The organism is Pseudomonas sp. GW821-FHT05D12 (assembly GCF_059419825.1).
The window spans coordinates 151,373-172,580 of record NZ_JBWKSN010000011.1 but is presented as its reverse complement, the minus strand read 5'-3'; the positions used below and the strand labels follow the sequence as shown (position 1 = coordinate 172,580).

Below are 21,208 nucleotides of genomic sequence, written 5' to 3'. Positions count from 1 at the left end.
TTAGGGCTGCGAAACCCCATCGCCGATCAATACCAGCGACGGGGCGAACTATAAGCGGCGAGTAGGCTTGCTGCAACGGCCGCGTAGGACGAGCACCGAATCCTCAGCCTGCACAGAACAAGGGAGAGGGCAGCCCTAATACCGATCAGTTAAGCGTACTTGCCTTCTGTAGGAGCGAGCTTGCTCGCGAAAAACGTCAACGGTAACGCGTGCATCCTGGATAAATGCGGTGCCTGTGAGTTCTTCGCGAGCAAGCTCGCTCCTACAGAGGGCGGTGGTGGGTTTAAGTGCTTGGATTTAGCAGGGAATCAGCCTTGCACTCATCAGACAATGCCTACTCGAAATGAGGCCAATCCATTCACTCGTGACCATAAGCGCTATCGAACTTTTGTTATCAATTGCTTTATTGGGTATAAATTTAATTTCGAAACCTTCTAAAAAACTGTCAGTTATAACAGGTGTTTTTGGGGAGGGTGTTTTCTATTATAGGTGCGGCAATTGATTTGCGGTTTTTGAAGTGTCCCATGTTTTCAAATTATAATTTTTTATTTTCATGGAGGTGTTTTATGAGCTCTTCTGATGTCGAACAATCATTTACCGGCCGATTGAAGTATATGTATGCCAGTGACTCAAAGAGGGCGGCGGTTACTTTCAAAACGTTGGTGGCGACCAGTAATCCCGATGGTTCGAATGCACGTGCTCAACCGAAAATTAGTGAGTATTTGTGTGCTAATACGTTTGAGAGTGAAGGTGCGCTTCTCTATTTTCGCTGTGTTGAAGGGGCCTATGTCATTTATAGTCGCGATCAAAATCAGCAGTATGGAAAATGCATAGGTTTATATAAAAAATACCTTTGTGTCGGGGACACTACAAGTAATTTTGATATTGCGACTTATGATGAATCCTATAAAAATCAAGTTAAATTTGATTTGACGAAGGTTGATGCTGGTGTGAGCACTGTAAAAATCAGCTTGAACTCTTTAAGTGAAGGAATAGTGGGGGTGTATGAGCAGGTTGATGTTGCAGGCTGTTGGTGGGGGTATTTATATGCCCAAGGTCGCAGAGGGGGCGTGGGGTTTGAATTGACCATCGTTGAGCGGAATGTCGACTGGGTATCGAAATCGCAGTGATCGATTGTCTGTTGAGTGAGTAGGGCGTTCGTTCTGGCAGCAAACCCTTTCGCCAGTCAATACCAGCGACGGGGCGAACTATAAGAAGCGGCGAGTAGGCTTGCCCTATTGCCGATCAGTTAAGCGTACTTGCCTTCTTCTGTAGGAGCGAGCTTGCTCGCGAAAAACGTCAACGGTAACGCGTGCATCCTGGATAAATGCGGTGCCTGTGAGTTCTTCGCGAGCAAGCTCGCTCCTACAGAGGGCGGTGGTGGTTTAAGTGCTTGGATTTACCAGGGAATCAGCCTTGCACTCATCCGACAATGCCTACTCGAAATGAGGCTAATCCATTCACTCGTGATCAATATCCAACTTCGCAAACGTCACCTTTGCGCCTTCCTTGCTATTCCCGCTGTTGTCCTGCACATAAGCGCCCGCCTTGAAGTACAGCGGCTTGGCCGCCCACGCCGCGCCGATGCGCTCGTTCCACTCACCGTCGGCGGCATACACACTCAGCAGCCCGGCCTTGTTCAGGTTGATGACGTAGGTGAAGGTTTTCTCCAGCGGCACATTGGAGGCGACGATGATCACCCGGCCTTCGTCCTCGTCCGGGCGCATGCGCACTTTGGCGACGATGTTGCCGGTCTGGGTTTTTTCCTTGAATTGATACTCCAGCTTGATCAGCGGTTTCTGGCTGTCATAGGCGTGAATCTGGCCGATGACGATCTTGCCGCTGGAGGGCACCTGGTTGACGGCCAGGGTGGCGCGCAGGAAATTGTCGGCATCGGGGTAGGTCCAGTTGCGCAAGCGGCCGTCGGCGTAGGTTTCACGCAGTTCGCTGCGCGGGTAGACGGCGTTTTCGGTGCGGGTACCGGTGACGGGGGTCCAGAATTGCACGTTGCTGCCTTCGGCCTGGAAATATTGGTCCTTGAAGCCGCTAAGCAGTTTCGGGGTGTCGATGGTCGCGGGGGGCGAGCCAACGGGAATGCTCAGGTTCCAGGTAGAGAGGTCGATCATGGCGTAGGCCTTTTTACAGAGGGGTGTAGGCTATGGCCCTTAGGCCAGACAGGTTCTTTATAGGCCGTAGTCCTGCGCTTGTTAATTAATCGATGGCAAATTATTGGCGCCAGAGGAATGCCAAAAAGCCATATTTCCCATGAACCGTGGGCTGCAGGCACTGACCGTTAGTCGGCTTCCTGAGCTTTGGCGCAATGATGGCACTGAGGTTACTTCTGATTTTTCGGAACCGGGGCTAGAGTGAGGCCTCAGTGTTTGTCCGGGTTTTCTCCCAGAAGTGACCGGAGTGGGCTCCCAAGGAAGAGATGTAGCATGGAATGCGCTCCACACCACGGCGATAGCAGTTCGGTTCTTTTGGTGGTCGATGACTACCCGGAAAACCTGATCAGCATGCGCGCACTTTTGCAGCGGGAAGACTGGCAGGTAGTCACCGCCGGTTCCGGCCTGGAAGCCCTTGAGTTGCTGCTGGTACATGAGGTCGACCTAGTGTTGCTCGACGTGATGATGCCCGGCATGGACGGCTTTGAAGTCGCGCGCCTGATGCGCGGCAGCCAGCGCACCCGCATGACGCCGATCATCTTCCTGAGTGCCAATGCCCAATCCCCGGCCGCTGTGCTGGAAGGCTACGCCAGTGGCGCCATCGACTACCTGTTCAAACCCTTCGACCCGCATATCCTCAAGCCCAAGGTCCAGGCGTTGCTGGAGCACCAGCGTAACCGCCGGGCCTTGCAGCGCCTGAGTCATGACCTGGAATCGGCGCGCGCCTTCAATGCCTCGGTGCTGGATAACGCCGCCGAAGGCATCCTGGTGGTGAGCGAAGGCGGCGTGATCGAATACGCCAACCCGGCGATCTCGCGCCTGCTCAATGCCACGATCCATGAGCTGCAGGGCCAGGAATTCCTCGGCTTCCTGCAAAAACCGCATGTCCCTACGTGGCTGGAATCGCAGATGTATGCCGGGTTTCGCAAGGGCGAAACCTGGCGCCTGCACGACGCCATCCTGCGCACCGGCCGTGGCCAGCAAGTGCCGGTGGCGTTGTCGTGTGCGCCGTTGCCGACCGAACAGAAGGCCATGGTGGTGACCGTACTGGACATGTCCGAGGTGCGTCACCTGCATCAGCAGTTGGAGTTCCAGGCGGTCACCGACCCGCTGACAGGCCTGCTGAACCGGCGCGGCTTCTACCAGACCGTCGAGAACACCTTGCTGCGCAGCGAGCGCGCGGAACATTGCCTGGTGCTGCTCTATCTGGACCTCGATGGCTTCAAACGGGTCAACGACTCCCTGGGTCATGACGCCGGCGACCGGGTGCTGCGCTGGGTCTCGGAGCAATTGCAGGGTTGCCTGCGCTCCGGTGACATTCTGGGCCGCATGGGTGGGGATGAATTTACCGCGTTGCTGGAGCTGGAATTCCCGGAGCAGGCGGCGAAGATTGCGGAAAAACTGATCGACCGGGTTTCGATTTGCCAGCAGGTGGATGGCCTGGATGTGATGCTGGGTGTGAGCATTGGTATCGCGATCTTTCCGGACTGTGGTTCGGACCTCAATGGCCTGCTGCGCGCTGCCGACATCGCCATGTACGAAGCCAAGCGTGCGGGGCGTCAGCAATATCGCTATTACGATCAGGAAATGAACGGCCGCGCGCGTTCGCGCCTGATGCTCGAAGACAGCGTGCGCACCGCCATTCAAAACAAGGACTTCACCCTGGTGTACCAGCCTCAGGTGTCGCTGGCAGACGGACGTCTGCGCGGCGTCGAGGCGCTGTTGCGCTGGCAGCATCCGAGTGTCGGCGATGTGCCGCCGGGGTTGTTCCTGCCATTGTTGGAAGAGGCACGGCTGATCAGCCAATTGAGTGCCTGGATCTACCAGCAGGTCGCTGCCCAGCGCCAGGCGTGGCAAGCCACGTTCGACGATGAGCTGGTGTTGAGCGTGAGCCTGAGCAGCAGCCAGTTCAATATGCCCAACCTGGCCAATCAACTGCAGCAGGTACTCGAGCGACATGGGCTGCAGGCGCGGCAGCTGGAGGTGGAAATCGGCGAGGACTGCTTGATGAGCAACCTGGAAGAGTCCGCCAAACAGCTCAAGTTGCTGCGTCGGATCGGCGTGCGCATTGCCCTCGATGACTTTGGCGCCGGCCAGTGCTCCCTGGCCCACCTGCGCGACCTGGCGTTCGACACGCTCAAACTCGACCCGCAATTGGTCGCCCGCCTGCCGGGCTCGGCACGCGACGCGGCGATGGCGCGCAGCATCATCGAACTGTGCGGGCATTTTGATGTGCTGGTGGTGGCCGAAGGCGTGGAAACCGCCGAGCAAGCCCACTGGCTCAAGACCAATGGTTGCGCGTTTATCCAGGGTTCCTGGGCGGCGCAGCCGTTGATGGCCGAGGAAGTGGTCGACTGGTCACGCACTCGCTTGCGCTGAATTCGTTACACTGGCGACCTTCCGAATTCTGTTGCCATACCCCATGACCGCGCTGAAATACCTCCAGGCCTACCCCGCTGCCCTTCAAGAGCAAGTGCGCCAATTGATCGCCAAGGACCAATTGGGCGCCTACCTGGAGCAGCGCTACCCCGAACGCCATGCCGTGCAGAGCGACAAGGCCCTGTACGCGTATGCCCTGGCCTTGAAACAGGAACACCTGCGCAACGCGCCGGCCATCGACAAGGTGCTGTTCGATAACCGCCTGGACCTGACCCATCGCGCCCTCGGCCTGCACACCACGATTTCGCGGGTGCAGGGCGGCAACCTCAAGTCCAAGAAAGAGATTCGCATCGCCGCGCTGTTTAAAGAGGCCGCGCCGGAATTCCTGCGCATGATCGTGGTGCATGAGCTGGCACACTTCAAGGAATCGGACCACAACAAGGCGTTCTATAAACTCTGCGAATACATGATGCCCGGCTACCATCAGGTGGAATTCGACCTGCGGGTGTACCTCACGTATCGCGACCTGCAGGGCAAACCCTGACCGCACAAGGCGACCGACCATGGATGTGAGCAAGACCAAGAGCAGCTTCTACCGCCGCCTGTACGTGGCCTACCTGATCGACAGCGGCCAGGCCAGCAGCGTACCGGCCCTGACCGACGCCACCGGCATGCCCCGGCGCACCGCGCAGGACACGATTGCGGCGTTGGCGGACCTGGATATCGTGTGTGAGTTCGAGCAGGAAGACGGCGCCCGCAACCATGCCGGGCATTACCGGATTCGCGACTGGGGTGCGATTGATCGGCGGTGGATCGAGGCGAATCTGGCGTCGGTGAAGCAGGTGCTGGGGTATCCCTGAAGGTCGGTGGTGAGTGCGCTGGCGCCATCGCAGGCAAGCCAGCTCCCACAGGGATCGCGAGGGGCCAACCCCTATCGCTTATGCCGCCGCTTCGCTGAAGCTTGATTGGCTGTTCCCACCTTTTGATGTGTGGGAGCTGCCTGCGATGAGGCTCTCAGTCGCGGCGCATGCCGATGTGTGGAATGTCATCTTCCAGATACTCCTCACCCGCCACCACAAAGCCATACTGCCCGTAATAGCCCTGCAGGTGCGCCTGGGCCGAGAGAAAAATCGGCGTCTCGGGCCAGATATCAGCGATTTGCTTGAGCGCCTCGGTCATCATCCGATGCCCCAGCCCGGTGCCGCGCGCCACCGGTGCGACGATCACGCGGCCGATCACCACATCTCCACCCTGGGACTCCGGGTCCAGCAGGCGCAGGTAGGCCACCAGTTCATTGTCCTGCCAGGCCATGAGGTGATGGGTGTCGCCCGACAAGTCCTGCCCGTCGAGGTCCTGGTAGATGCATTTCTGCTCGACGACAAACACTTCATTGCGCAGGCGCATGATGGCGTATAGCTGCTCTTTGCCCAGCTCGTCGTGATGTTTGCAGACCCAATCAACTGTCATGGTGTGTTCTCGCATAAGTGTCAGGTCTGGATAGTAAGCGCGGCGGGTGCGTCTGTCTAAATCAGCTATTTTTGTGAGTGAAATCAATTTGCCATTATTGAGTGCATTCGCTGCCCGTTTCTTTGTGTAATCTGAGCTACTGTTAGAACCTCAGGCACCGCCTGGAACAAGTGCCCGCCAAGGACTTTGAGCATGCTGCGATTCACTCGTGTCGTTGCTTTGATTGGAGTGGTGTTGCTGGCGACGCCTGCGTTCGCTCAGCGTCTGCGCCTGGTGGCGGATGCCTGGCCACCCTTTACCGATGCCACCTTGATCAACGGCGGGCTGGCCACCGACATTGTCAGCACCGCCCTGGCTCGCGCGGGCTACGCCAGCGATTTCGAACAGGTGCCCTGGGCCCGTGCGCTGATGGGCGTCGGCGATGGCCGCTATGACGTGCTGGTCAATGCCTGGTACGACGATGCCCGTACGAAACTGGGCCAGTTCTCCGGCGAATACCTGCTTAACCGTGTGCGCTTCATCAAGCGCCACGACGACCCCATCGACTTCCAGACCCTTGAGCAACTGCACGACTACCCCGTCGCGGTGGTACGCGGCTATGCCTATTCGGCGGCGTTCGATGCGGATGCACAGTTGCAGAAAGTCCCTGTGCATAACTTCGCCATGGCCGTGCGCATGCTCGCGGCGCAGCGGGTGCGGCTGACAGTGGAAGATGAATACGTGGCGCGCTATTACCTGGCGCGCGAATCGGCGCGGGTGCGCAATGCGGTGGAGTTTCTACCCAAGCCGCTGAGTGAAAACAGCCTGCATATTCTGGTCAGCCTGAAGAACCCGCAGCATGAGCAGATCGTTGCCAGCTTTGATCGGGAGATTGCCAAGATGAAGGCTGATGGCAGTTATGCGCGATTGATGCGGCAGCATGGGATGTAGCGTCCTTGGGCGCCCTATCGCCGGCAAGCCGGCGCCTACGGGGGTAGCGACCTAAGCCGCGCGGGTGTCTTTGATCAAATGCGCCGCCAAGGTGCGCAACGGCCCCAGCTGCCGGCAGATCAGCGCCAACTGCGTCTGCACCAGCCGCTGGCCTTCATCGATCTCATCCGGCATCTGCTCCAGGTCCGCCGCCAGTGCTTCTTCGGCATCGCTCTGGATCGCGATCGGCTGCTTGTTGGCCAGCCCGGTGGCGATTTCATCAATGCTCGCTGCCAAGCTGTTACCGGCACCGTCGATCAAATGCTCGCGTACTTCGGCTGGCAGCTGGGTTTCGCGGTGCGCGCCCAGGCCCGACAAGTAGCTGAGCAAGGTGTGCGACAACACCAGGAAGCGGAAGCCCACATCGGCCTCCTTACGAAAGTGTCCGGGCTCCATCAGCATATTCGCCAGGGTGGTGGACAGGGCTGCGTCGGCGTTGTGCGCATTGCGCCGGGCCAGGCGATAAGCGAGGTCGTCGCTCTTGCCGGCGGCGTATTGCTGCATGATCTGGCGCAGGTAGATGCTGTTGCAGGTCAGGGTGTTGGCCAGCACTTTGTTCAGGCGTCGGCCCTGCCAGTCCGGCAGGAACAGGAACACCGCCAGGCCGGCGATCAGGCTGCCGAGCAAGGTATCGAACAGGCGCGGCAGGAACAGCCCGTAGCCATCGCCCACCTGGTTGAAGCAGAACAGCACCATCAGGGTGATTGCCGCCGTGGCCAGGGTGTAGCGCGTGGTGCGGTTGATAAAGAACACCAGGCCGGCGGCGATGGCAAACATCGATTGCACCAGCGGGCTGGGGAACAGATCAAACAGTGCCCAGGCCACGGTGAGGCCGATGGCGGTGCCGATGATCCGCTGGCCGAGTTTGCGCCGGGTCGCGCCGTAGTTGGGCTGGCACACGAACAGGGTGGTGAGGATGATCCAGTAGCCTTGGGAGGCGTGGATCGCGTGGAGCATGCCGTAGCCGACGGTCAAGGCGAGGGCCAGGCGCAAGGCGTGGCGAAACAGCAGCGACGTCGGCGTGAGTTGGGTGCGCAGGCGCGTCCACATTTCCTTGAGGTTGCGCGGCGCACGGTCCAGCAGGTTGCTGTCGGTGGCGTCGGCCAGGGCGTCGGGGTTGCTGGCGTCGCCGAGCAGGCGGTCGAGGGTCGACAGGTTGGCCGCCAGGGCGCGCAACGAGCGCAGCAGGCCGCGCCAGGCCGGGTTGCTCTGGATGCGCAGGTGTTCCAGCGATGCGTTCAGGTCGCCCAGGGCCTCGGCGAAGCTGTCGTCATAGATGAACGGCTGGCGCAGTTGGATCGACTCGGCCAGGGCCTGGCACGCCTTGCCTTGCTGGCGCAGCAAGCGCTGGCAGCGGAACAGCACATCGCTGTGGAAGAACGCCTCGGCCAGGGCGTTGTAGGGATAATGCGATGAGCTGGCGCGCTCGTGGATGTCCTGGGCCAGGAAGTACAGCTTCAGGTAGCGACTGACCTTCGAGCCTGGGCGACCATTGCCCACACGGTGCAGGATGATTTCCTTCGCCGCATTCAGCGCCGCGACCACCCGGCCGTTCTGCTGGGCCAATTCCAGGCGGCGCGCCTCCACGTCCAGTTGGCGGATCGGTTCGAACAGGGATGACTTGAGCTTGAGGTAGCGCCCCAGTTCGCGGAACAGCCGCGCCAGGCTCTGCTGCACCGGCTGGTTGGAAAACAGCGCCTGCCACAGCACCGAAAGCACGCCATACCAGGCAGCTCCCGCCACCAGCAGCAGCGGTTCGTGCCAGAAATCGGAAACCGCGCCACCGCGCTGGTCCACGCCGATCATGGTGTAGACCGACAGGATCAGCGTCGCCGACGCAATCGCCCCGTAGCGCTCGCCGAGGGCGCCGAGCATGGTCAGGCAGAAACTGGCCAGCGCCAGGGCAATCGCGAAGATCCAGGGGTAGGGGAACAGCAACTCCACCGACAGCGCGGCAATGCTGAAACACACCAGCGTCACCGCCAGGGCATTCAGGCGGCCTTGCCAACTGTCGTCGGTCTCGGCCAGGGCGCTGGCGATAATCCCCAGGAACAGCGGGATCAGCAGCGTCATTTCATCCTGGTACCAGCACAGCGCCATGCTGCCGGTGAGGGCGATGAATACCCGAACGCTGTAACTGAATTTATCCAGCGCCCACAGGCGCCGCATGGACTGCTTGAACGAGGTCGATGACATGAAGGCTGGAGTCTTCCGGGACGATGCCGCTAAATTGAGCCATCAGTGACGTCACGGCAAGCGTAGCGATCACATCTCATTGCATATTTTTGCGTGCCACCCCAAAACGAATGTGGGAGCTCGCTTGCCTGCGATGACGGCGGTGAATTCACCACCGCTATCGCAGGCAAGCCAGCTCCCACAGTTTGACCGAGTACGCGCTTCAGGCGTACTGCGCGGCGGCGTAACCGGATGCCCACGCCCACTGGAAATTGAACCCGCCCAGGTGACCGGTCACATCCAGCACTTCCCCAATGAAGTACAACCCCGGGCTTTTCAGCGACTCCATGGTTTTCGACGAGACTTCCCGCGTGTCCACCCCACCCAGCGTCACCTCGGCGGTGCGATAGCCTTCGGTGCCCGCCGGCACCAGTTGCCAGCTCGCGAGTTTTTGCGCGATATCGGCCACTTCGGCGTGGGTGTATTGCTTCATGGGCTTGGACACGAACCAGGTTTCCGCCAGCAGGTTGGCCATCTTCTTGGTGAAGATCTCTCCCAGCAGGGTTTTCAACTCGCTGTTGGGACGCTCGACTTGTTGCTCTTGCAGCCAGCAGTGGGCGTCGTGATCGGGCAGCAGGTTGATCTCCACGGTATCGCCGGACTCCCAGTACGAGGAAATCTGCAGGATCGCCGGGCCGCTCAGGCCACGGTGGGTAAACAGGAGGTTCTCGCGAAAGCTCTGGCCGTTGCAGCTGACCAGGCAATCCACCGAGGTGCCGGACAACTCGCCACACAATTCCTTGAGCTGGTCGGTGATGGTGAACGGCACCAGGCCCGCGCGGGTCGGCAGCAGCTCGTGACCGAACTGCTTGGCCACCTGATAACCAAAGCCGGTGGCGCCAAGTGTCGGAATCGACAGGCCGCCTGTGGCAATCACCAGGGACTCGCAGCGCAACTCACCCAGGGTGGTCTGCAGCTGATAGCCGTTGTCGAGCTTGGCGATTTCTTCGATGGAGGTGTCCAGGTGCAGGCTCACGCCGGTCTGGATGCACTCATCCAGGAGCATGCCGAGGATGTCGCTGGACTTGTTGTCGCAGAACAGCTGGCCGAGTTTTTTCTCGTGGTAGGGCACGCCGTGCTTGGCCACCAGCCCGATGAAATCCCACTGGGTATAGCGGGCCAGGGCGGATTTACAGAAGTGTGCGTTGTGCGAGAGGAAGTTGGCCGGCTCGGTGTACATATTGGTGAAGTTGCAGCGGCCACCACCGGACATCAGGATCTTCTTGCCGGCCTTGTTGGCATGGTCGATCAACATCACCTTGCGTCCACGCCCGGCGGCGGTCAGTGCGCACATCAAGCCTGCGGCGCCGGCGCCAATGATCACAACTTCGGTCGAGCGCACAGCAATGTCCTCATACAAATTCTGGATTGGAATACAGTCAAATGTGGGAGCGGGCTTGCTCGCGAATGCGCAGTGTCAGCCACCGAATCTGTCGACTGATACACCGCATTCGCGAGCAAGCCCGCTCCCACATTTTTGATCTCGGTATCGCTTGAGATCTTTACAGGATCCGCACGCGCAGCGAACGGCCTTTGATCTTGCCGTCGTTCAAGCGCTGCAATGCCTGCTTGGCGATCCCACGCTCCACGGCCACAAACGCCTGGAAGTCGAAGATCGCGATCTTGCCGACCTGGGCACCCGGGATGCCTGCTTCACCGGTCAAGGCGCCGAGGATGTCGCCCGGGCGAACCTTGTCCTTACGGCCGGCGGCGATGCACAGGGTGCTCATCTGCGGCAGCAGCGGGCCGCCGCTTTGTGGCTTGAGGTTGTCCAGCTGGTCCCAGTTCAGCGGCGATTTCTGCAGTTGCTCGATGGCCTGGGCGCGGTGCGCCTCGGACGGTGCTACCAGGCTGATGGCGATGCCGGTCTCACCCGCGCGCCCGGTACGGCCGACGCGGTGGATGTGGATTTCCGAGTCACGGGCCAGCTCGACGTTGATCACCATGTCCAGCGAGTCAATGTCCAGGCCACGGGCGGCAACGTCGGTGGCGACCAGTACCGAGGTGCTGCGGTTGGCAAACATTGCCAGCACCTGGTCACGGTCGCGCTGCTCCAGGTCGCCATGCAGGCCGACGGCAGAAATGCCCTTGGCCGTCAGGTGATCCACGGTTTCCTGCACCTGCTGCTTGGTGAAGCAGAACGCCACGCAGGACGCCGGGCGGAAATGCGCCAGCACCTTGGTCACGGCGTCCATGCGTTCTTCCGGGGAAATCTCGTAGAAACGCTGCTCGATCTGGTCGTCGGAGTGAAACGCCTCGGCTTTCACTTGCTGCGGCGCACGCATGAATTTCGACGCCAGTTGCTTGATGCTCACCGGGTAGGTGGCCGAGAACAGCAGGGTCTGGCGACGGGCCGGGGTCTTGCTGATGATGTCTTCGATGGCGTCGTAGAAACCCATGTCGAGCATGCGGTCGGCTTCATCGAGGATCAGCGTGTTCAAGCCGTCGAGTACCAGTGAGCCTTTGCGCAAGTGCTGCTGGATCCGGCCCGGGGTGCCGACGATGACGTGGGCGCCATGCTCCAGGGAAGCGATCTGCGGGCCGAGGGACACGCCGCCGCACAGGGTCAGCACCTTGATGTTGTCTTCGGCGCGGGCCAGGCGGCGGATTTCCTTGGCGACCTGGTCGGCCAGCTCGCGGGTCGGGCACATCACCAGGGCCTGGCAGCCGAAGTAGCGCGGGTTGATCGGGTTCAGCAGGCCGATGCCGAAGGCCGCGGTCTTGCCGCTGCCGGTCTTGGCCTGGGCGATCAGGTCCAGCCCCTTGAGGATCACCGGCAAGCTTTGCGCCTGGATCTGCGTCATCTCGACATAACCCAGCGAGTCGAGGTTAGCCAGCATGGCGGCGGAAAGCGGCAAAGTATTAAAAGCGGTGGCGATGGTAGTCACGGGACTGGCTCTGCAAAACAAAATGTTGCGCAGTGTAGCAGCCCCCCGTGGGTTTTTTCGCATGTTCCAGACAAGGGGGTGGGGGACAGCGGCAACTGATGGGCTGCAAGCGACAAGCTTGCAGCGGCTTCAATGCTCGATGTCGTGCTCGCGGCTGACCACGCGTTTGCCGTCTTTGGGCGACAGCTGGAGGAAGATCGCAGCGGCCAGCATCGCCATGATGCCCACGGTCAGGAAGGTCAGCTGGAAGGCGCCGAGCACACTGTCGACCCCGTCGTTGCCGGCTTCGGCCGTAAAGCCACCGAGCAACGCGCCGGCACAGGCCACCCCCAGGCTCAGGGACAACTGCGCCACCACCGAGAGCAAACTGTTGCCGCTGCTGGCCTGGGCGTCGTCGAGGTCGATCAGGGTGACGGTGTTCATCGCGGTGAATTGCAGCGAGTTGATCGCGCCCAGTATCGCCAGCATGCCCAGCAGCAGTGGGTAGGGCGTGTGTTCACTGACCAGACCCATGCTCGCGAGCATGATGCCCAGGGCCAGGGTATTGCCGGTCAGCACCACCCGGTAACCCAGGCGTTCGATCAGCGGCCGGGCGATGGACTTGGCAAACATCGCCGCCGCCGCCAGTGGCAGCATGCTCATGCCGGCTTCGGACGGCGAGTAGCCCAGCGCCACCTGCAGCAGCAACGGCACCAGGAACGGCAGGGCGCCGCTGCCCAGGCGCGCGAACAGGTTGCCGAGGATGCCCACGGCGAACGTGCGGGTCTTGAACAGTACGGGCGAAAACAGCGGGTTCTCGATATGCCCGGCGCGCAGCCAGTACGCCGCCAGGCACGCCAACCCGCCGAACAGCAGCAACATCACGCGCAGGTGCGGCAAGTGCAGCTCGCCCAGGCCCTCCATGGCGATAGTGATCAGCACCATTGCCGCGCCGAACAGCAGAAACCCAACGCCATCAAAGCGCGTGCGCTCGCTGCCGCGCAGGTCGGGAATGAATTTCCACACGGCGTAGCAACCGATCATGCCCACCGGCAGGTTGATCAGGAAGATCCAGTGCCAGGTCAGGTATTGCACCATCCAGCCGCCCATGGTCGGGCCGAGCAGCGGGCCAAGCAGGCCGGGGATGGTGATGAAACCCATGATGCGCACCAGCTCGGAGCGGGGGTAGGCGCGCAGCACCACGAGCCGGCCGACCGGCAGCATCAGCGCGCCACCCAGGCCCTGGATCACCCGCGCGCCGACCAGCATGGTCAGGCTGCTCGACAGTGCACACAACAATGAGCCGATGCTGAACAGCATGATCGCGCCGAAAAAGATGCGTTTGGTGCCGAAGCGGTCGGCGACCCAGCCCGACGCCGGGATCAGCAAGGCGACGGTGAGCATGTAGGCGATCACCACCCCTTGCATGCGCAGCGGGTTCTCTGCGAGGTCGCGGGCCATGGCCGGCAATGCCGTGTTCAGAATCGTCCCATCCAGCGATTGCATGAAGAAGGCAATCGCGACCACCCAGGGTAGCCAGCGGGCGGTCTTGGCATCGAGAGGGGCGCGATTCGGCATAGGTGACCTTTTTGTTAGCAGGCTATGTGTCGGCGATTATGCGCCATCCGTCGCTCCTTTTCCCACTGGCGGTTCGTCTAAATCCGACATCGTTGCATGCTCTCCCACCAGGAAATCCAGCAAGGCACGGTGCACCGCCAGGGCCGCCTCACGGGATTCCAGGTCAAGCAAATGGCCGGTGTGTTCCGCCACGGCAAAGCTGCTGCGCCCGACATACTGTTTGAATAACCGGGCTTCGGCGGCGGGGGTGTATTCGTCCAGCGTGCCGTTGATGAAGTGCACCGGCGTCTCGATGCGGGTGAGGGCCGGCAGGTAGTTGCCATCCCCCAGGGCGAGTACCTGATGGATATGAAAGCGCGCCTGGCGGTATTCGGTGGTGGCCATGTTCGACAGGTGACGATGGTTGTTGCGCTTGAGGCGCGGCGACAGGTACTTGCCCACCGTCTCGTTGAGCAAGTGGCCGACGGCGGATTTGTCATCGGCCTCGATCAGCACGCGTACGCGCTCCACATAATCGAGCATCGCCTGGTTGAGGTTGGGTGCCAGGGCCATCACCACCGAGCTCTCGATGGAGGGCGGGTTGTGCGCCAGGGTCAGCAGTGTCGAGATGCCGCCCCAGGAGGCTGACACCAGGTGATTGACCTCGAAGCGTTCGACCAGGGCCCGCAGGATCTGCACCTCGTCGTCCTTGGTCACCAGGTCGAGGTCGGTGTTGTGTTCGCGCGAATAGCCGGAGAACGGCAGGTCGAACAGCAGCACATTGAAGTGCTCGGCCAGGCATTTGCTGGTCCGGGCAAAGGAGCGCGTGGTGGACAGCGCTCCATTGACCATCAGCACGGTGTTCTTTTCCGAATCGTTTCCCAGCTGCTCAACATGAACGTTGTAGTGCTTGAACAGCTTTTCAATGACAAAACTTCCATGGTTCATGTCAACGCTCCAGCTTGCCCAATCCAGGCAAGGTCGTGCATCACGTGCGCGCACGTGGGGTTAGTGGCGGGGTGCCACTAACCGTTATAACGAGGTTTTTTGCGGGCGACAACCGGCCGCACGGAGAGACGGGTGAGATGGGAATTGTCGGTAGGAAGGGACGAAATGCAGTGGCTGAAATCAATGCAAAGCAGTGTGGGAAGTGGCTTGCCTGCGCTGCAGGCACCAGGGTGTATCAGTGACACCGCGGTGATGCTATCGCAGGCCAGCCAGCTCCCACCGGGACTGGCGGTGCTTATAAAGTCAGGGTCAGGCGTTTGACCAGGGCGCCTGGCAGCAGGTTGGAGGCGGTGTTGCGCTGGCCATACGTGCTGGCCGACAGCAGCAGTTCCCGATCAGCGGTCAGTGCTTCCAGCTGCGCACCGAGCAACTGGAACACGCTGTCATCAAAGCGCATGGTGCTGACCGGCGCCTTGATCTCGCCGTCTTCCACCCAGAACGTGGCGAAGCGCGTCATGCCGGTCAGGCGGGCGGCCGGCAGGTCGGAGTAGTTCAGGTACCACAGGTTGCTGATGTACAAACCGGTGCCCAATTGCTTGAGGATGTCGGCCTGGGCGAGGGTGCCCGCCGCCATCTGCAAGGCGCTGGGGGATTCGTCACGGCTGGCGCCGTTGGCACTCAGGCCGTACTCGGCGGCGCTGCGCGAGTTCACCAATTGGCCGTCGGCCTTGCCGGCGTTGATCAACCTGACATCGCTGCGCGGGTAGCCTTCGCTGGAAAACGCCGGGCTCAGGGAGCCGTTGACCTGTTCGTCCACCGTCACCTGCGGGCTGAGGTGTTGCTCGCCGGCGTACAGGCGTTGCAGGGAGCTGCCCTTGCTGGCGATGGCCTGGGCCGAGAAACCGCCCCAGGTGATGATGCTGATGATTTCTTCCAGCGCCGCCGGGGCCAGGTAGGCGCGGTATTCACCGGGTGCCAGCGCGTGCAACGGGCGGCCGAGGAATTCCAGCTGTTCGCGGGCCAGTTGGAAGCGCCGGGCGAACTCGGCGCTGTTCCAGGCATGGCCGGCGTAGCTGGCTTTGACAGCCTCGCCATTGGCGTGGAACAGGCTGAAGTCGAAGTTGAAGCTATTGGCCTGGTGCCAGCCGAACGCGCCGTTCGAACTGGCGAAGCCGCGGCTGATCGGGCCGGCGGCGTAGAACCCGACGAGGTCGACACCTGCAGCCGCCTGGCTGATTTCGTCCAGCACCTGGGCCAGGTCCGGCAACGGCAGGTCCTGTTCGTTGTGATTCTGCCAGGCGTTGTGGTTGAGCAGCAGGTAGGGATCGTGGGGCAGCAGCGGCAGGGTTTCGCGCAGCTGTTGCAGGCCCTCGGCGAGGCGCTGGCGGTCCAGCTCCGGATCACCGGCGAGGGTGATGCCGAGGTCGGCGTGGCGGCCATCGTTGATCAGTTTCAGGTTGAGGCTGGCCTGTTGCACCTGGCCGGCCTGGCGCACTTTGGCGTGGTTGAAGCGCACGAACTCGGACGACTCGGCCGCATAGCCCAGGTGAAATTGTTCCTTGTCGGTGATGGCCTGTTTGAGCCATTGCACCAATGCCTTGAAATTGTTCATCAGGCATCTCCCCCAAATACGTCAACGTTGCTGAACACACAGGCCGGCGACGCGTGGCCGACGCGGATCACTTGGTTGGGTTCGCCTTTGCCGCAGTTCGGCGTGCCCAGGACCTTGAAGGTGCTGGCATCGCCCACGGCGCTGAGGTTGCGCCAGAACTGCGCGGAAATCGCCCGGTAGTTGGGGTTTTTCACCACGCCCTTGAGCTCGCCGTTTTCAATCAGCTGGCCCCATTCGCAGCCGAACTGGAATTTATTGCGTGCATCGTCGATAGACCAGGAACGGTTGGTCGACATCAGGATGCCGTGTTCGATGCCGCCAATCAGTTGCGCCAGGCTCTGGTCACCGGCTTCGATATTCAGGTTGGCCATGCGGTCGATCGGCGGGCGGTTCCAGCTGCTGGCGCGGCTGTTGGCGACGCCGCCCAGGCCGGCACGGAACTGCGACAGCGCGCCGCCGAGTGGCCTGAGCAGCACACCTTCGCGGATCAGGAACTCTTTGCTGGCCGGGGTCCCGTCATCGTCATGGCTGTAGCTGGCCAGTTGTTCGGGGATGTCCGGGTCGAAGGTCACGTTGAGCAGTTCGGAGCCGTATTGCAGGTGGCCGAAGTCCTCGGCCTTGACGAAGCTGGTACCGGCGTAATTGCGCTCATCGCCGAGGATGCGGTCCAGCTCCAGCGGGTGGCCGATGGACTCGTGGATCTGCAGGATCATCTGGTCGGGCATCAAGAGCAGGTCGCGCGGGCCCTGGGGCGCGTTCGGCGCCAGCAGCAGTTGCAGGGCTTCGTCGGCAATGCGCGGCGCAGCGCCGACCAGGCCGAAGCGGTCGATCACATCAAAGCCTCCTTGCTGGCCGAAGTTGCTGCCGCCAAGGGTGCGCGACTGGCTGTCGTTGCCGTCGTAGGCAGTGACATTGACGCCGGGGAACACAAAGCGCTGGGCCTGGCGCAGCTCGGCGCCGGCACTGTTGAGGTAGATCTGCTCGACATGGGTCAGGCCGAGGCTGACTTCCCAGTTCACCAGGCGCTCGTCGTGGGGCACGGCGGCGGATTCATCACCGAGCAATTGGTAGCAATCGCTCAGGGAGGGGAAGGCTTGCGCGAGGTTGGGTGACAGGTAGTCGGCGACGTCGCTGGAGACGTGTTGGTCGCGCAGGTCGAGCAGGGCGTGAGGCAAAATCCGCCGGGCTTGCTGTTCGGCGCGCTCAAGGGCGGCTTGCAGGCCATGCAGGGAAATATCGTGGGTCGCGGCGTAGGCCTCCACACCGTTGACACGTACGGTGAGCATGGCGCCTTCGTCGTGGTTCAGGTGGGGCGGTTCGGCGACGTTCTTGCGTACCGACAGGTACTGTCCGGATTCGCGGACATAACGCAGCGAGAAGAAGTCGGCGGTGGTGCGCAGGGCACTGAAATGCTTTTTGAGTGTGGCGTGGTGGTCGAACATGGGGCCTTCCTTGTGGGCGGCTCAGCGCAGGCAGGCAAACAGAGTAGGCCTGGGCTGGGAGCTGATCAAGGAGGGCGACTACTTGTAGCAGGTGAACCCTTGTGGTGAGCGGGCTTGCTCCGCGTTGGGCTGCGCAGCGGCCCCAAAAATCTTGGGAGCGCTACGCACTCCAACGCGGGGCAAGCCCGCTCGCCACAAAGTGTTTCAGTTACTGCGCAGTCGGGCCCACTTCACGCAACGGCTTGCCACGCACCGGCGCATCGCCTGCCACGTAGTAGTCGGCGGTGCTGCGCGGCAGCGGCTGGCGGCCACGGATCTTGTCGGCGATTTTCTCGGCGATCATGATCGTCGGCGCGTTCAGGTTGCCAGTGGTGATGATCGGCATGATCGACGCATCGACCACACGCAGGCCCTGCATGCCGTGCACACGGCCTTCGCCGTCCACCACCGCCATCTCGTCGGTGCCCATCTTGCACGAGCAGGACGGGTGGAACGCGGTTTCGGCGTGCTCGCGGATGAACTTGTCCAGCTGCTCATCGGTTTGCACCTCGATGCCCGGGCTGATCTCGCGGCCACGGTAGGGATCCAGCGCCGGCTGCTGCATGATTTCACGGGTCAGGCGGATGCCGTCACGGAATTCCTGCCAGTCCTGCTCGGTGGCCATGTAGTTGAAGAGGATGCTCGGGTAATCCCGTGGGTTCTTCGACTTCAGTTGCACGCGGCCACGGCTTGGCGAACGCATGGAGCCCATGTGTGCCTGGAAACCGTGCTCTTTCACACCGTTGCTGCCGTTGTAGTTAATCGCCACCGGCAGGAAGTGGTACTGGATATTCGGCCAATCGAATTCTTCACGGGTACGGATAAAACCGCCCGCTTCGAACTGGTTGCTGGCGCCGATGCCGGTGCCGTTGAACAGCCACTCGGCACCGATGGCTGGCTGGTTGTACCAGAGCAGCGATGGGTACAGCGAGACCGGTTGGGTGCACGCGTATTGCAGGTACAGCTCAAGGTGGTCCTGCAGGTTTTCACCAACGCCCGGCAGGTCGTGGACCACCGGGATGTCCAGGCTTTCGAGCAGTTTGGCCGGGCCCACGCCGGAGCGTTGCAGCAATTGCGGCGAAGCGATTGCACCGCTGCACACCAGCACTTCTTTACGCGCACGGGCTTCAACGCGCTCTTCGGCGGCACCGATCAGGTAACGCACGCCCACGGCACGCTTGCCTTCGAACAACACTTTGTCGGTGAGGGCGTGGGTGACGATGGTCAGGGTCGAACGCTTCTTGGCTGTGTCCAGGTAACCGCGCGCGGTGCTGGCGCGACGGCCGTTCGGCGTGACGGTACGGTCCATCGGGCCGAAGCCTTCCTGCTGGTAGCCGTTCAGGTCTTCGGTACGCGGGTAGCCGGCTTGCACGCCTGCTTCAACCATGGCGTGGAACAGCGGGTTGTTGCCGGCTTTAGGCGTGGTCACGCTGACCGGGCCGTCGCCACCGTGGTAGTCGTTGGGGCCGATGTCGCGAGTTTCAGCCTTGCGGAAATACGGCAGGCAGTCCAGGTAGGTCCAGTTTTCCAGGCCCGGCAGTTTCGACCAGTTGTCGTAGTCCATGGCGTTGCCACGGATGTAGCACATGCCGTTGATCAGCGAGGAACCGCCGAGGCCCTTGCCGCGACCGCATTCCATCCGGCGGCCGTCCATGTGAGGCTCTGGATCGGTTTCGTAGGCCCAGTTGTAGCGACGGCCTTGCAGCGGGAACGCCAGGGCGGCCGGCATTTGCGTACGGAAATCGAAACGGTAGTCCGGGCCGCCGGCTTCCAGCAGCAGGACGGTGACGCCTTCGTCTTCAGTCAGACGGGTCGCCAGGGTGTTACCGGCGGAACCGGCACCCACAATGATGTAATCGTATTCTTGAGTCATGGGGGTCTCCTTGAGAGCTGCTAGCTCTAAGCTTCAAGCTGCAAGAAAGAGCAGCGAGCGGTGTATCTGGGAAGTGCGGCAAACCAAACTGCTTTTACTTGCAGCTTGAAGCTTGCCGCTTGCCGCTTATCAGAACACCGAGGCGTAGTCGCCCAGCTCAACCTGTACCGATTTGATGCGGGTGAAGTTGTTCAGCGAGCTGATGCCGTTCTCACGGCCCACACCGGATTGCTTGTAGCCACCGACCGGCATTTTCGCGTCGGACTCGCCCCAGGCGTTGATCCAGCAGATACCCGCTTCCAGCTGATGAATCACGCGGTGGGCGCGGTTCAGGTCCTTGGTCACAAGGCCCGCAGCCAGGCCGAAGTCGGTGTCGTTGGCGCGACGGATCACTTCTTCTTCGGTTTCGTAAGTGAGGATGCTCATTACCGGGCCGAAGATTTCTTCACGCACGATGGTCATCTCGTCGGTGCAGTCGGTGAACACGGTCGGGGCCACGTAGGCGCCCTTGGCGAATGCACCGTCGGTCAGGCGGTCGCCGCCGCACAGTACGCGAGCGCCTTCTTCCTTACCTTTGGCGATGTAGCCGAGCACGCTTTCCATGTGGGCGAAGCTGACCAGCGGGCCGAAGTTGGTGTTTTCGTCTTGCGGGTCGCCAACGCGAATGCGTGCCACACGCTCAACGATCTTGGCTTCGAAGGCGGCTTGCAGGTGCTTGGGCACGAACACGCGAGTGCCGTTGGTGCAGACCTGACCGGAGCTGTAGAAGTTGGCCATCATCGCGATGTCGGCGGCGCGATCCAGGTCGGCGTCTTCGAACACGATCAGCGGGGACTTGCCACCCAGCTCCATGGTCACTTCCTTGAGCGAGGAGCTGGAAGCGCTGGCCATGACTTTCTTGCCGGTGTCGGTGCCGCCGGTGAAGGAGACTTTCTCGATGCGCGGGTGCTCGGTCAGCCAGGTGCCGACTTCACGGCCGCTGCCGGTCAGTACGTTGAACACGCCCGCCGGAACGCCGGCTTCGGTGTAGATCTCGGCCAGTTTCAGGGTGGTCAGCGAGGTGACTTCGCTCGGCTTGAAGATCATCGCGTTGCCGGCAGCCAGGGCCGGTGCGGATTTCCACAGGGCGATCTGGATCGGGTAGTTCCACGCGCCGATACCGGCAACCACGCCCAGCGGCTCGCGGCGGGTGTAGACGAAGGACGTGTCGCGCAGCGGGATCTGCTCACCTTCGATGGCCGGCACCAGGCCTGCGTAGTACTCCAGCACGTCAGCGCCGGTGACGATGTCGACGTATTGGGTTTCGGAGAATGCTTTACCGGTGTCCAGGGTTTCCAGGGCGGCCAACTCGTCGTTGCGCTCACGCAGGATGTCGACGGCGCGACGCAGGATGCGCGAACGCTCCATGGCGGTCATCGCGGCCCAGATCTTCTGGCCTTTTTCGGCGCTGACCACGGCACGTTCAACGTCATCGAACGTTGCGCGTTGCACTTGGGCGAGAACTTCACCGTTAGCCGGGTTGATGGCTTCGAAGGTGGCATCGCTGCCAGCGTCGCTGTAGCCGCCGTCAATGTAGAGTTTTTGCAGTTCGAAACGGGCCATAAAGTCCTCGCAAGTGCATAAGTGGTTGGCGTTGACCGCCGAAAGTGGGCCAT

The 21,208-nt window shown here is 61.3% G+C and carries 16 protein-coding genes; 5 read left to right on the top strand and 11 right to left on the bottom strand.

Annotation, left to right across the window (positions count from 1 at the left end; all coding sequences use genetic code 11):
- Window positions 1-566 precede the first annotated feature (566 nt).
- Window positions 567-1,130 carry a hypothetical protein gene (locus AC07SI_RS21105; RefSeq protein WP_141697289.1) on the top strand — a complete coding sequence of 188 codons (564 nt, stop codon included), beginning with the start codon at window positions 567-569 and terminating at the stop codon, window positions 1,128-1,130.
- A 330-nt stretch (window positions 1,131-1,460) separates the two neighbouring features.
- Here AC07SI_RS21105 and AC07SI_RS21100 read toward each other — a convergent pair whose 3' ends face one another.
- The gene (locus AC07SI_RS21100) at window positions 1,461-2,126 is read right to left on the bottom strand and encodes a polysaccharide lyase family 7 protein (protein WP_065904839.1); all 666 of its coding nucleotides are present in this window, start codon (window positions 2,124-2,126) and stop codon (window positions 1,461-1,463) included.
- Window positions 2,127-2,438: 312 nt separating this feature from the next.
- Between AC07SI_RS21100 and AC07SI_RS21095 the strand changes: the two genes are divergently transcribed.
- Genes AC07SI_RS21095 through AC07SI_RS21085 form a run of 3 tightly spaced genes read left to right on the top strand, consistent with a single transcriptional unit; the run spans window position 2,439 to window position 5,404 of the window.
- Window positions 2,439-4,544, top strand: coding sequence for a putative bifunctional diguanylate cyclase/phosphodiesterase (locus AC07SI_RS21095; protein WP_065904837.1), 2,106 nt, complete (start codon window positions 2,439-2,441; stop codon window positions 4,542-4,544).
- 43 nt (window positions 4,545-4,587) lie between these two features.
- A complete protein-coding gene (locus AC07SI_RS21090; protein WP_010207148.1) occupies window positions 4,588-5,088 on the top strand; it encodes a M48 metallopeptidase family protein in 501 nt (166 codons plus the stop codon).
- Window positions 5,089-5,107: 19 nt separating this feature from the next.
- A complete protein-coding gene (locus AC07SI_RS21085) occupies window positions 5,108-5,404 on the top strand; it encodes a winged helix-turn-helix domain-containing protein (RefSeq protein ID WP_065904835.1) in 297 nt (98 codons plus the stop codon).
- A 154-nt stretch (window positions 5,405-5,558) separates the two neighbouring features.
- Here AC07SI_RS21085 and AC07SI_RS21080 read toward each other — a convergent pair whose 3' ends face one another.
- On the bottom strand, window positions 5,559-6,011 hold the full coding sequence (locus AC07SI_RS21080) for a GNAT family N-acetyltransferase (RefSeq protein WP_065904833.1): 453 nt from the start codon (window positions 6,009-6,011) through the stop codon (window positions 5,559-5,561).
- Window positions 6,012-6,203: 192 nt separating this feature from the next.
- Between AC07SI_RS21080 and AC07SI_RS21075 the strand changes: the two genes are divergently transcribed.
- A complete protein-coding gene (locus AC07SI_RS21075; RefSeq protein ID WP_065904827.1) occupies window positions 6,204-6,941 on the top strand; it encodes a substrate-binding periplasmic protein in 738 nt (245 codons plus the stop codon).
- A gap of 51 nt (window positions 6,942-6,992) precedes the next feature.
- Here AC07SI_RS21075 and yccS read toward each other — a convergent pair whose 3' ends face one another.
- From yccS to betB, 9 genes are all read right to left on the bottom strand, one after another.
- A complete protein-coding gene (gene yccS, locus AC07SI_RS21070) occupies window positions 6,993-9,176 on the bottom strand; it encodes a YccS family putative transporter (RefSeq protein ID WP_065904826.1) in 2,184 nt (727 codons plus the stop codon).
- A 202-nt stretch (window positions 9,177-9,378) separates the two neighbouring features.
- Window positions 9,379-10,557, bottom strand: a complete 1,179-nt coding sequence (locus tag AC07SI_RS21065) for a BaiN/RdsA family NAD(P)/FAD-dependent oxidoreductase (protein WP_495006443.1) — start codon at window positions 10,555-10,557, stop codon at window positions 9,379-9,381.
- A 160-nt stretch (window positions 10,558-10,717) separates the two neighbouring features.
- Complete coding sequence (gene dbpA, locus AC07SI_RS21060; RefSeq protein WP_232005461.1) at window positions 10,718-12,055, bottom strand: ATP-dependent RNA helicase DbpA; 1,338 nt, start codon at window positions 12,053-12,055, stop codon at window positions 10,718-10,720.
- Window positions 12,056-12,232: 177 nt separating this feature from the next.
- A complete protein-coding gene (mdtD, locus tag AC07SI_RS21055) occupies window positions 12,233-13,660 on the bottom strand; it encodes a multidrug transporter subunit MdtD (RefSeq protein WP_065904823.1) in 1,428 nt (475 codons plus the stop codon).
- A 36-nt stretch (window positions 13,661-13,696) separates the two neighbouring features.
- Entirely contained in the window at window positions 13,697-14,587 is an 891-nt protein-coding gene (locus tag AC07SI_RS21050) for an alpha/beta fold hydrolase (RefSeq protein ID WP_106802428.1), read from the bottom strand.
- Between the two features lie 295 nt (window positions 14,588-14,882).
- Window positions 14,883-16,199 (bottom strand): TldD/PmbA family protein, encoded by a 1,317-nt coding sequence (locus tag AC07SI_RS21045; RefSeq protein WP_495006442.1) that lies wholly within the window; start codon window positions 16,197-16,199, stop codon window positions 14,883-14,885.
- On the bottom strand, window positions 16,199-17,641 hold the full coding sequence (locus AC07SI_RS21040) for a TldD/PmbA family protein (protein WP_495006441.1): 1,443 nt from the start codon (window positions 17,639-17,641) through the stop codon (window positions 16,199-16,201). Before AC07SI_RS21040 ends, AC07SI_RS21045 begins: the two co-directional genes overlap by 1 nt.
- Before the next feature lie 208 nt (window positions 17,642-17,849).
- Entirely contained in the window at window positions 17,850-19,553 is a 1,704-nt protein-coding gene (gene betA / locus AC07SI_RS21035; RefSeq protein ID WP_065904815.1) for a choline dehydrogenase, read from the bottom strand.
- 129 nt (window positions 19,554-19,682) lie between these two features.
- Entirely contained in the window at window positions 19,683-21,155 is a 1,473-nt protein-coding gene (gene betB / locus AC07SI_RS21030; protein ID WP_065904813.1) for a betaine-aldehyde dehydrogenase, read from the bottom strand.
- Between the last annotated feature and the right edge of the window lie 53 nt (window positions 21,156-21,208).

Excerpts from the sequence above, each read along its gene's own strand:
- AC07SI_RS21045 (WP_495006442.1), bottom strand. The coding sequence starts at position 16,199 with ATGAACAATTTCAAGGCATTGGTGCAATGGCTCAAACAGGCCATCACC.
- AC07SI_RS21050 (WP_106802428.1), bottom strand. The coding sequence starts at position 14,587 with ATGAACCATGGAAGTTTTGTCATTGAAAAGCTGTTCAAGCACTACAAC.
- betB (WP_065904813.1), bottom strand. The coding sequence starts at position 21,155 with ATGGCCCGTTTCGAACTGCAAAAACTCTACATTGACGGCGGCTACAGC.
- yccS (WP_065904826.1), bottom strand. The coding sequence starts at position 9,176 with ATGTCATCGACCTCGTTCAAGCAGTCCATGCGGCGCCTGTGGGCGCTG.
- AC07SI_RS21090 (WP_010207148.1), top strand. The coding sequence starts at position 4,588 with ATGACCGCGCTGAAATACCTCCAGGCCTACCCCGCTGCCCTTCAAGAG.
- AC07SI_RS21040 (WP_495006441.1), bottom strand. The coding sequence starts at position 17,641 with ATGTTCGACCACCACGCCACACTCAAAAAGCATTTCAGTGCCCTGCGC.
- betA (WP_065904815.1), bottom strand. The coding sequence starts at position 19,553 with ATGACTCAAGAATACGATTACATCATTGTGGGTGCCGGTTCCGCCGGT.
- AC07SI_RS21085 (WP_065904835.1), top strand. The coding sequence starts at position 5,108 with ATGGATGTGAGCAAGACCAAGAGCAGCTTCTACCGCCGCCTGTACGTG.
- AC07SI_RS21075 (WP_065904827.1), top strand. The coding sequence starts at position 6,204 with ATGCTGCGATTCACTCGTGTCGTTGCTTTGATTGGAGTGGTGTTGCTG.
- AC07SI_RS21100 (WP_065904839.1), bottom strand. The coding sequence starts at position 2,126 with ATGATCGACCTCTCTACCTGGAACCTGAGCATTCCCGTTGGCTCGCCC.
- mdtD (WP_065904823.1), bottom strand. The coding sequence starts at position 13,660 with ATGCCGAATCGCGCCCCTCTCGATGCCAAGACCGCCCGCTGGCTACCC.
- AC07SI_RS21105 (WP_141697289.1), top strand. The coding sequence starts at position 567 with ATGAGCTCTTCTGATGTCGAACAATCATTTACCGGCCGATTGAAGTAT.
- AC07SI_RS21080 (WP_065904833.1), bottom strand. The coding sequence starts at position 6,011 with ATGACAGTTGATTGGGTCTGCAAACATCACGACGAGCTGGGCAAAGAG.
- dbpA (WP_232005461.1), bottom strand. The coding sequence starts at position 12,055 with ATGCTGGCTAACCTCGACTCGCTGGGTTATGTCGAGATGACGCAGATC.
- AC07SI_RS21095 (WP_065904837.1), top strand. The coding sequence starts at position 2,439 with ATGGAATGCGCTCCACACCACGGCGATAGCAGTTCGGTTCTTTTGGTG.